Annotated in this window: 8 protein-coding genes, 1 tRNA gene and 1 rRNA gene; 5 read left to right on the top strand and 5 right to left on the bottom strand. The window is 70.8% G+C overall.

All coding sequences use genetic code 11. From position 1 onward, the window contains the following. Positions 1-110: 110 nt before the first annotated feature. The 4 genes from E1J50_RS18180 (at position 111) to E1J50_RS18195 (ending at position 6,317) form a co-directional block, all read left to right on the top strand. A complete protein-coding gene (locus E1J50_RS18180) occupies positions 111-1,298 on the top strand; it encodes a sensor histidine kinase (RefSeq protein WP_132255251.1) in 1,188 nt (395 codons plus the stop codon). Positions 1,299-1,424: 126 nt separating this feature from the next. After that, entirely contained in the window at positions 1,425-2,582 is a 1,158-nt protein-coding gene (locus E1J50_RS18185; protein ID WP_245516631.1) for an efflux RND transporter periplasmic adaptor subunit, read from the top strand. 1 nt (position 2,583) lies between these two features. Then, the gene (locus E1J50_RS18190) at positions 2,584-5,757 is read left to right on the top strand and encodes an efflux RND transporter permease subunit (protein ID WP_132255252.1); all 3,174 of its coding nucleotides are present in this window, start codon (positions 2,584-2,586) and stop codon (positions 5,755-5,757) included. Positions 5,758-5,840: 83 nt separating this feature from the next. Then, positions 5,841-6,317: a hypothetical protein gene (locus tag E1J50_RS18195; RefSeq protein WP_132255253.1), complete on the top strand. Its 477-nt coding sequence runs from the start codon at positions 5,841-5,843 to the stop codon at positions 6,315-6,317. Positions 6,318-6,564: 247 nt separating this feature from the next. Here the strand turns inward: E1J50_RS18195 and E1J50_RS27450 are convergent, their stop codons facing one another. After that, entirely contained in the window at positions 6,565-6,729 is a 165-nt protein-coding gene (locus E1J50_RS27450) for a hypothetical protein (protein WP_165937909.1), read from the bottom strand. 351 nt (positions 6,730-7,080) lie between these two features. On the opposite strand from E1J50_RS27450, the gene E1J50_RS18200 reads away from it, so the two are divergent. Beyond that, positions 7,081-7,500 carry a group III truncated hemoglobin gene (locus E1J50_RS18200; RefSeq protein ID WP_342635916.1) on the top strand — a complete coding sequence of 140 codons (420 nt, stop codon included), beginning with the start codon at positions 7,081-7,083 and terminating at the stop codon, positions 7,498-7,500. 18 nt (positions 7,501-7,518) lie between these two features. Here the strand turns inward: E1J50_RS18200 and E1J50_RS18205 are convergent, their stop codons facing one another. The 4 genes from E1J50_RS18205 to rrf form a co-directional block, all read right to left on the bottom strand. Beyond that, a complete protein-coding gene (locus E1J50_RS18205; protein WP_132255255.1) occupies positions 7,519-9,156 on the bottom strand; it encodes a DEAD/DEAH box helicase in 1,638 nt (545 codons plus the stop codon). Between the two features lie 58 nt (positions 9,157-9,214). Beyond that, positions 9,215-9,985 (bottom strand): precorrin-6A synthase (deacetylating), encoded by a 771-nt coding sequence (gene cobF, locus E1J50_RS18210; protein ID WP_132255256.1) that lies wholly within the window; start codon positions 9,983-9,985, stop codon positions 9,215-9,217. Between the two features lie 71 nt (positions 9,986-10,056). Beyond that, positions 10,057-10,133, bottom strand: a tRNA-Met gene (locus E1J50_RS18215). A gap of 88 nt (positions 10,134-10,221) precedes the next feature. Beyond that, positions 10,222-10,337 (bottom strand): 5S ribosomal RNA (gene rrf, locus E1J50_RS18220). Positions 10,338-10,365: the final 28 nt, after the last annotated feature.

The raw sequence follows: 10,365 nt of genomic DNA on the forward strand, positions 1-10,365 counted from the left end.
GGACGGCTCCGCTGCCCTCATCCCGCCGCGCCGGTCCCGCAAAGCATCGCGCGGCGCGCATCCACCCGCCCAGCACAATCCAATGTCCCACGCCCCAATGTCCCACGCCGATGTCCCACGCCCCTCCCGCGACTGAGACCGCCCCCGCGAAGCCTGCCGATAGTGGCCGCTCCGACCCGGCGATCCGCCTGCACCAGCAGGCCATTCTCTCCGAATTCGGGGTCGAGGCCCTGCGCGGCGACGACGTCGACCGGCTGCTGCAGCGGGCGGCCGAGCTCTGCGCGGAGGGGATGGGAGCGGAATTCTGCAAGGCCTTGGAGTACCTGCGGGGCGAGGACATGCTGCTGGTGCGCGCCGGCATCGGCTGGGGGCCGGACGTGATCGGCACGGCGCGCGTCGGCGCCGACCTCGCCTCTCCCGCGGGCTTCGCCCTGAAGACGGGGCGGCCCGTCATCTCGAACCACCTCGAGAACGAGACCCGCTTCCGCACGCCCCAGCTCATGGCGGAGCACGGCATCCGCCGGGCGATCAACGTGATCATCGAGAACCGGGAAGGCGCCTTCGGCGTGCTCGAAGTGGACGACAGCCGCGAGGGCATGTTCGAGGAGGCCGACATCGCCTTCATGCAGGGCTTCGCCAACCTGCTCGGAGGCGCCATCGAGCGCCAGCGCACGGAGGGGCTCCTCAAGGCGGCGCTGGCCCGGCAGGACCTGCTGGCCCGGGAGATGAGCCACCGGGTCAAGAACAGCCTCACCATCGTAGCGAGCCTGCTCGCCCTGCAGGCCAAGGGCTCGGAGAGCGAGGACGTGCGCCGCGCCCTCATCGATGCGCGCACCCGCGTCGAAGCGATCGCGGGCGTCCACGACCAGCTCTGGCGCCATTCCGAGCCCGGCGAGGTGGACCTCGCGCTGTTTCTCGAGACGCTCTGCGCGAACCTCCAGAGCGGGGCGCCCGGCCACCGGCTCGTCTGCCGGGCAGACCCGGTCAACGTGCCCGCCGACCGGGCCATCCCCTTCGGCCTCCTCGTCAACGAACTCGTCACCAACGCCATCAAGTACGCCTACCCGCAGGGCGGCGGCGAGATCCGGATCCGGTCCGAGCGCGCGGGCGCGCGCCTCCTCCTCGCCGTCGCGGATGACGGGGTCGGGCTGCCTGCGGATTTCGACATCGGCCGAACCTCGCGCAGCCTCGGCATGCGGGTCGTGGCGAACCTCGTCCGCCAGCTCGGCGGCACGATCATGACGCCGCAGAGCGGGCAGGGGGCGCAGTTCCGGATCGAGATGCCGCTCGCGGGCTGATTCCGCATCAGCCTCACTCCAACATCCCACCGACACGCTATGATAGGGGACAGGGGTCGGAGAGACCCCGCACGGATCAAATTCCAGGTAGATTCGGCAATCAAATCCGGGCAGAACCGGAAAATCGTGACCGCGCACCGCGGTGGCGGCGCAGTAGCAGGGGAGGCGGCTTTGGAAGAGCGGCGGCGGCGCCCCAACCTGCTCATCGGGCTCGCAATCCTCGGCGTCGCGCTGGGCGCCCTCGCCGTCTCGGAGGGCGGTGCGCCCTACGCCGCGCAACTCCGCGAGCAGACGGAACCCCTCCTCGCCCTCTGGCGCGCCCGCGTCGCTCCCCCGCCTCCCGAGCGCCCTCACCTGCCCGCGACGCGCACCGCGGTCGAGGACGGTCGCACGGTGGTGCGGATCAAGCCGGAGGAGCGGACCCGCCTCGGCCTGGAGACCGCGCGCGTCTCGGCGAGGCCGCACCGCCAGGAGTTGCAGGCCTATGGCAGCGTCCTTGACCTCGCCCGGGTGACGGAGCTCACCAATTCCTACGCCACGGCACGGGCCCAGCTTCAGACCGCGCAGGCCAAGGTCGAGATCTCGCGAAGCGCTCTCCGCCGGGCGAAGAATCTCGGGCAGTACGCGACGCCGGTGCAGGTGGAGACCACGAGCGGTACGCTCCAGACCGACGAAGCCGCCCTCATGGCCGCGGAATCGCAGCTGCGCACGCTCGCCGCCACCGCCCAGCAGGAATGGGGGCCGGTGATCGGCAAGGCCATCGTCGAGCGCACACCCCTCGTCACCCGGCTGATCGAGCGGGAGGATTTCCTGATGCAGGTCACCCTGCCGCCGGGCGAGACCCTGAAAGGGATGCCGGGCGCGGCCTTCGCGGAGGTGCCGCCGCAATCGAGCCGCGTGTCCCTGCGCTTCGTCTCGCCGGCGACCCGCACCGACCAGCGCGTCCAGGGCCAGAGCTTCTACTTCATCGTGGCCGGCGACGGCGGGCTCCTGCCCGGCATGAGCACGCTCGCCTTCGTGCCCGCCGAGCGCACGGTGACGGGCGTGCTGGTGCCGGAGGACGCGGTGGTGCACTGGCAGGGGGGCACCTGGGTCTATCGCGGCCTCGACGAGAACGCCTTCGTGCGCCACCCGATCAAGTCCGACCCGCCGATGGCGGACGATGCCTACGTCGTCGAGGACCTGACCGGCGAGACCGAGATCGTCCTGCGCGGTGGGCAGGCACTCCTCTCCGAGGAGATGAAGAGCCTGCTCCAGGTCTCGGGCGGCGTGGACGACGACTGAGGTGGGCCAGCTTCCCTCCGGCCCGCAGGCAGCCCTCGTCGCCTTTGCCGTGCGCTTCCGTGGAGTCGTGCTGGCGCTGGCGCTCGCCATCCTCGGCTTCGGCGCCCTGAGCCTCGGGGACGCCCAGTACGACGTGTTTCCAGAATTCGCGCCGCCCTCCGTGGTGATCCAGACCGAGGCGCCCGGCCTCAATCCCGAGCAGGTCGAGGTGCTGGTGACCCAGCCGATCGAGGTCTCGGTCAACGGACTGCCGGGGATCGAGGCCCTGCGCTCCTCCTCGATCCAGGGGCTCTCCGTCATCACCGTCACCTTCGGGCGCGGCAGCGACATCTACCGGGTGCGCCAGCTCGTCTCGGAGCGCCTCGCGGCGCTCGCGGGCCGCCTGCCGCAGGGGGTGATGCCGCCCGCCATGACGGCGCTCACCTCGTCCACCAGCACGGTGCTCCTCGTCGGGCTGACCTCGGAGCGGCGCTCAAGCCTCGACCTGCGCACCATCGCCGACTGGACGGTGCGGCTGCGGCTCCTCGCGGTGCCCGGCATCGCCCAGGTCTCGGTCTACGGTGGCGGCGTGCGCTCGCTCCAGGTGCAGGTCCGCCCGAACGACCTGATCCGCTTCCGGATCGGCATCAACGACGTGCTCGCGGCCGCCCGCAAGGCGACCGGCGTGCGGGGCGCCGGCTTCGTCGATACGGCCAACCAGCGCATCGCGCTCCAGACCGAGGGGCAGTCCCTCACCCCGGAGGAGGTGGCCCGCACCGTCCTCGTCAACGAAGGCGGCGCGAGCGTCGTGCTCGGCGACGTGGCGAACGTCGTGGCCGCTCCCGAGCCGCCGATCAGCGCGGCCCTAATCGACGGCAAGCCCGGCGTGCTCCTGATGGTCGGCGCGCAGTACGGCGCCAACACCCGCGAGGTCACGGCCCGGGTCGAGGCGGCCCTCGACGACCTTGCGCCGGCCCTTGCCCGCGAGGGCGTGGAACTCCGGCCCGACCTCTTCCGCCCCGCGAACTTCATCGCGGTCGCCAACGCCAACGTGCTTCAGGCCCTGGCTCTCGGCGGCCTTCTCGTCATCGTCGTCCTGTTCGTCTTCCTCTACGATTGGCGCACCAGCGTGATCAGCGGGCTCGCCATCCCGCTCTCGCTGATGGTCGCGGTGCTGGCGCTCGCGGCCTTCGGCGAGAGCCTCAACACGATGACGCTGGGCGGGCTCGCCATCGCCATCGGCGAGGTCGTCGACGATGCTGTGATCGGCGTCGAGAACGTGGTCCGGCGCCTGCGCGAGAACCGGCGCCTCGGAGGCCCGCGGCCCGAGGGGAGGGTGGTCCTCGATGCGATCCTGGAGGTTCGCACGGCGGTGGCCTATGCCACGTTCGCGGTGCTCCTCGTGTTCCTGCCGGTGCTCGCCCTCTCCGGCGTCGCGGGGCGCCTGTTCGGCCCGTTGAGCCTCGCCTACATCCTGGCGGTCGTCGCCTCGCTCGGCGTCGCCCTCACGGTGACGCCGGCCCTCGCCATGCTGCTCCTGACGGGGCGGCGCGAGGCCGACACCCGCGAGCCGCCGACGATGCGCTGGTCGCGGGCGGCCTACGCCGCCCTCCTCGCCCGCATCAACCGGCACCCGCGCCTCGTCATCGCCAGCGGCCTCGTGCTGACGCTCGTCGGCGCCGGCATCGCCCCCTTCTTCGGGGGCACCTTCCTGCCGGACCTCAAGGAGGGCCACCTCATCCTGCACATGGCGGCCGCGCCCGGCACCTCGCTGCAGGAATCCCAGCGCCTCGGCGTGCAGATCACGGGGGAGCTCCGTGCGATCCCCGGCATCCGCGCCGTGGCCTCGCAGATCGGCCGCGCCGAGGCCGGGCAGGACACGGCGGGCACGCATTACAGCGAGATCCACATCGACCTCGTATCCGGCCTCGACGGCGCCGGCCAGAAGACGGTCGAGACGCGGATCCGCACCCTGATGGCGGGGTTTCCCGGCGCCGCCTTCTCGCTCAAGACCTTCCTGACCGAGCGCATCGAGGAGACGGTCTCGGGGTTCACGGCCCCCGTCGTCGTCAACGTGATCGGCAACGACCTCGACCGGATCGAGGCCGCCGCCCGCGAGGTCGCCAGGGAACTCGCCGAGGTGCGCGGCGCGAGCGACATCCAGCAGGCCTCACCCGCCGGCCTGCCGCAGATCAACGTGTCCCTGCGCCCGAACGACCTGCGCCACTGGGGCCTCGACGCGATCGAGGTGCTGGAGGCGGTGCGCACCGCCTACCAGGGCGACATCGTCGGCCAGTCCTACGAGGGCAACGCCGTCTTCAACGTCATCGTCATCCTCGATGCGGGGGTGAGGGCGCGCCTCACCGCCGTCGGCGACATGCCCCTGCGGACGCCCGGCGGCAGCTACATCCGCCTGTCGCAGGTGGCCGACATCTACGAGACGTCCGGCCGCTACCAAGTGCAGCACCAGGGCGCGCAGCGCGTCCAGGCGGTGACGGCGAACGTGGTCGGGCGCGACGTCGCCTCCTTCGTCGCCGCCGCCCAGCGCAAGATCGCCCGCGAGGTGCGCCTGCCCCAGGGCGTCTACGTCTCCTTCGCGGGCTCGGCCGAGGCGCAGGCGCGGGCGCGGCGGGACCTCCTCACCTATTCGGGGCTCGCCGGCCTCGGCATCGTGCTGCTGCTCGCGGTCATTACGGGCTCGCTGCGCAACCTCGTCCTCGTCCTCGTGAACCTGCCCTTCGCCTTCGTCGGCGGGGTCTTTGCCGTGGCGCTGACCGGCAGCGTGCTCTCGCTCGGCTCGATCGTCGGCTTCGTGACCCTGTTCGGCATCTCGTTGCGCAACACCATCATGATGATCTCGCACTACGAGCATCTGGTGAGCGTCGAGGGCCGCGCCTGGGACGGGAAGACCGCCATCGAGGGCGCGGCGGACCGGCTGGTGCCGATCCTGATGACCTCGCTCGTCACCGGCCTCGGCCTTCTGCCGCTGGCGCTCGGAGCCGGCGAGCCGGGTCGCGAGATCGAGGGCCCGATGGCGATCGTGATCCTCGGCGGTCTCGTGACCTCGACGCTCCTCAACCTCCTGATCCTGCCGACCCTCGCGCTCCGCTACGGCCGCTTCCGGGCCGACGAGGGCAGGGGGCTCGGTGAGGCGAGGGGGCTTCCGGCGGGTGAGAGGGCACAGGCGGCGGAGTGACGGGTGCCCTCGCCCGCTTGCGAAGGAGCCTCCGGCCGGCGGATACAGGTCGGACGGTCGGCCCGGAGCCGGTCGCGTCTCCCATGAACGAGACCAGCATGCGCCTCGCGTCCCTCGCCCTGCTCGCAGCTCTCCTGGGAGCAGCCTCCGCGCGCTCTGCCCGGGCCGAGCCGGATCCGGCCGGCCCTCAGGCGCCGGCCGGCGCCCCGGCCTCGCAGGCTCCGCCAGTGCTGCCGCTGATGCGGGTCGTGCCGAAGGGCGAGGCGCGCAGCATCGGCTTCTTCGCCGCGCTCTTCCCGGATTGCAGCACCCAGGGACCGATCGTGGTTCGGCTGCTGGCGCCGCCTAAGCACGGCAAGGTCAGCTTCTCGGAAGTCGAATCCTTTCCGCGCTACGCGGCCGGTTCGCCGCTCGCCGCCTGCAATGCCAAGCGCGTCCCGGGCCTGAAGATGGTCTACGAGTCGGAGGAGGGGTTCGAGGGCCTCGACACCTACCGGATCTTCCTCATCAACCCGGACGGGACGGGCTTCGAGTCGGAGGTGAAAGTCTCGGTGCGGTGACCCGGAGGAGCACCGGAAAGCCCAGCCGAAGGCCTTTTGAATGCGTTCGCATAAGATATATTATGGAACTTGAAGGTCTGGGATCGTCGGGTAGGGGGCCTGGATCTCCGTGTTCGGGGATGCTTGCCGCGGTGGCGGTCCAGGGGTTTCCGAACGCCACTCTGCGGATCCGGTCCGGATGCCACACAGGCAGGAGGGCCGCCTCGACAGCGGCCCTCCCCGATCCGGACGTGTTAGAGCCGGTCGGTCACTCCTTGTCGCCCCGATGCACGCCCTTGTCGCGATTCTCCTTCAGGCGGCCGTCATCCGAGTGCTGAACGCTTCCCTGATGCGGAGTTCCGGTATTCTTGTTGTTCTTTTCCGTATTGTTATGCGTGTTTCTGTCGTTGTTCTGCTGATGATTGTTCGCCATTACGAGTCTCCATTTTGCAGAACGACGCTGTCACGTCGCTGAGCAAACAACAATTGTTACCCTCATGGGTTCCGATGCTGCAGACCCGCAATTTATACCCTCCTGCGACGCTCGGTCCTCTCGACAGGCCGATCGGAAACAGGCGCTTGGCAGGCCGCGCCGGTGGGACCTCAGCGGCGTCAAGGAGTTGCCGAGCCTCGGGCGCGGATACGCGCCTCCCCGAAATCGAGCCGGTCGAATCTCGATTGCCCGAATGGTCGAAACGCCGCAGGGCTTTGGCCTGGGGAGGGCGCATCTCCCCTGCCCCGGTACGGGCCGAGGCCGAACCGACGGGGAGCAGGAATGGCGCGCGTGAGCCGAATCCCAGCCCGTGATGGCCCGCGTGCCACCCTCAGCGAGGCGAGCCTGTCGGCCTTCCTCGCCGCATTCTATGCGAAGGTGCGGCAGGACGACCTGATCGGTCCGGTCTTCGCCCGGGCGATTCCCGATGCGGCGTGGCCGGCCCATCTCGCGGTGATCCGGGACTTCTGGTCCTCGGTTCTGCTCAAGTCCGGCCGCTACAAGGGAAATCCCTTCGGGAAGCACCTTGCCCTCGGCACTCTCGAGCCCGTTCACTTCACCCGCTGGCTCGGTCTGTTCGAGCAGACGGCGGGCGAGACGTTCGAGCCCGAGACCGCCGCCGCTCTCGTCGAGCGAGCCCACCGCATCGGCGACAGCCTGAAGGCCGGCCTGTTCTTCCGGCCAGAGGCGGCACCGGGCGAGGGGGCCTGAGCCCCCTGCCCCGCCCCGTCAGGCCGCGAGCCCGTCGGTCCGCCGCAGGTCCGCGAAGCTGCGCCCGTCCGCGAAGCGCAGCTCGACACTCTCGGCGATCCGGCCGCTGGCGCGGATCCGGATGGCGACGGGGCATGCGATCTCGTCCGCTCGGCCCAGCGCCTCGGCGACCGTGAGCGGCGCGTCGCGGCCGCCGCCGAGGCCGCGCCACCAGCGGACCGCCTTCTCGCGGCCGTAGCCGCTGCCTTCGAGGTCAAGCCGGAGCTCGTGACGGCCACCATCGGCCCGGCGCAGGCTCAACCCGAGGCTCTCCGTGACGCCCGCGCCGGGACAGGCCCGAAGAGTCCAACCCTCGATCGGGGTCCAGGCCGAAACCGTCCGCGACAGGATCGGCAGCGCGTCGTCGGCCACGGCCTCGTGCTTCGGCTCGGTCTCGGCCTCCTCCTCGACCCAGCAAGCCTCGCAGGTGCTGGCGTTCAGGGCGATGAGGGCGCCACAACCGGGGCAGGGCTTGGCGCGCACCTCGCCTTCCCGCCCCCGCACTGAAGCGGCCGTACGGGCGGTGACGATGTCGACCGGCCCATGCATGCGCACGAGCCCGGCATAATCGAGGATCAGCGCGTCCGCCTTGCCCGGCGCGAGGCGCAGGGCGCGCCCGACCTGCTGCACGTAGAGGCCGGTGCTCTGGGTCGGGCGCAGCAGCGCCACGAGATCGACTGCGGGCACGTTGAAGCCCGTCGCCAGCACGCCGACCGAGGTGAGACAGCGGATACGGCCCTCGCGGAAGGCCCGCACGATGCGGTCGCGCTCGCGCTTGCCGGTTTCGCCGGAGACCGTCTCGCAGGTGAGGCCGTGGGCTCGAACCGCGTCCCGCACGGCGTCCGCATGGGCGAGGCTGACGCAGAAGGCGAGCCAAGCCCGGCGCCGCTCCCCGAAGGTCACCATCTCCTCGACCGCGGCGCGGGTGATCCAATCCTGGTTGACCGCCGCATCGAGGGCGCTCGGGACGTAGTCGCCGCCGCGCTTGGCCACACCCGAGACGTCGAGGGCCGTGAACGTCGCCTTCGAGACGAGGGGGCTGAGATAGCCTCGGTGGATCAGGTCGCCGACATTCGCCTCGTAGACGATGCGCTCGAAGATCCGCCCCTCCCCCTCGTCGAGACGGCCGGAATCGAGCCGGTAGGGCGTCGCGGTCAGGCCGACCACCCGAAGCTCGGGGCGCCGGGCGCGAAGGCCCGCGAGGAAGCGGCCGTAACGAGTCTCGGCCGAGCGCGGGATGAGATGCGCCTCGTCGACGACGACGAGGTCGCGGGCGCCGATCGCCTCGACCCGGCTCCACACCGACTGGATGCCGCAGAACAGGACACGGGCGCCGGAGTCCCGCCGCCCGAGCCCGGCCGAGTCGATGCCCGCCGGCGCCTCCGGCCAATGGGCGAGGAGTTCCTGATGGTTCTGAGCGATCAGCTCACGGCTGTGCGTGACGATGGCGACGCGCGTGGCGGGAGCGCGCGCCAGGGTCTCCCGGACGAGGGCGGCGATGACGAAGGCCTTGCCGGCCCCCGTGGGCAGGACGACGAGGCCGTCCCGCCCTCCCCCGCGCCAATGGGCGTCGAGCGCATCGAGGCTGGCGCGCTGGTAATCCCGAAGCTGCAGCATGCCGCCGTCTAGCGCGGGATCGGGCGTCCCGTCCGTGGCGGATCGGTCGCGCCGGGCCTCAATCGGTCTCGGGGCCTGTCTCCGGCGCGCGCAGCAGGTAGGTGTCCATGATCCAGCCGTGGCGGGCCCTCGCCTCGGCGCGTACGCGCCGGATCTCCGCGCCGACGTCACCGAGCCGGCCCGTCCGGAGGATCTCCTCCGGCATGCCGAGATACGCGCCCCAGTAGATCGTCAGGTCCGGATCGAGATGGTCGAAGCGGGGATCGCCGTCGAGCATCACGACGGTGCTGTCGGCCCGCGGGGGCGGGCCGTCCGCGAGGGCGCGGCCGGTCGTGATGTGGACCGGGCCGCCGATCCGGTTGAGGGCGATGCGGTGGCCGGCCGCCAGGGCCTGCACGCTCGTGATGCCCGGGACGACGTCGTAGGATAGGGCAAGTCGCCCGCGGGCGACGATGCGCTCGAGGATGCGCAGGGTCGAATCGTAGAGGGAGGGGTCACCCCAGACCAGGATGGCGCCGCACGCCCCCTCCCCGACCTCCCGCTCGATCAGCGCCTCGTAGAGCGCGGCGCGGGCGGCGTGCCACGCCTCGACGGCGGCGGCGTAATCGGCGGGCTCGCGGTCGCGCTCCGGATCCTGCGCCTCCACGAACCGATAGGGCTTCGGGATGAAGCGCTCACAGATCTCGCGCCGGATGCGCAGGAGGTCGGCCTTCCCCGCGCCCTTGTCGAGGACGAACACGGCCTCGACGGCCTCGAGTGCGCGCACCGCCTGCAAGGTGAGGTGCTCCGGATTTCCGGTGCCGATGCCGATGACGCGGATCCTGCGCAAGACCCCCTCCTGCTGAGCGCACGAAAAACCCGCCGGGCAGCGCGCCCGGCGGGTTGATCGTTAGCGAATTTTGGTTGCGGGGACAGGATTTGAACCTGTGACCTTCAGGTTATGAGCCTGACGAGCTACCGGGCTGCTCCACCCCGCGCCGGGGCCGGTCCTGTCTGGGACCGGCCGTGGTGTCGATCGTGTCGAGGGAACGTGTGTTGTGTTGGTGTGTGTTCTGCTGTTGGCAGGCCTGGCGGCGACCGACTCTCCCGTGTCTTGAGACACAGTACCATGGGCGCTGGTGCGTTTAACGGCCGAGTTCGAGATGGGATCGGGTTTTGTGCGCACCGCTCGAACCACCAGGCCGGCGGACAGCAGCGTTCGGCAAGCGT

Origin of the sequence: Methylobacterium segetis (assembly GCF_004348265.1) — a bacterium.
Lineage (GTDB): Bacteria > Pseudomonadota > Alphaproteobacteria > Rhizobiales > Beijerinckiaceae > Methylobacterium > Methylobacterium segetis.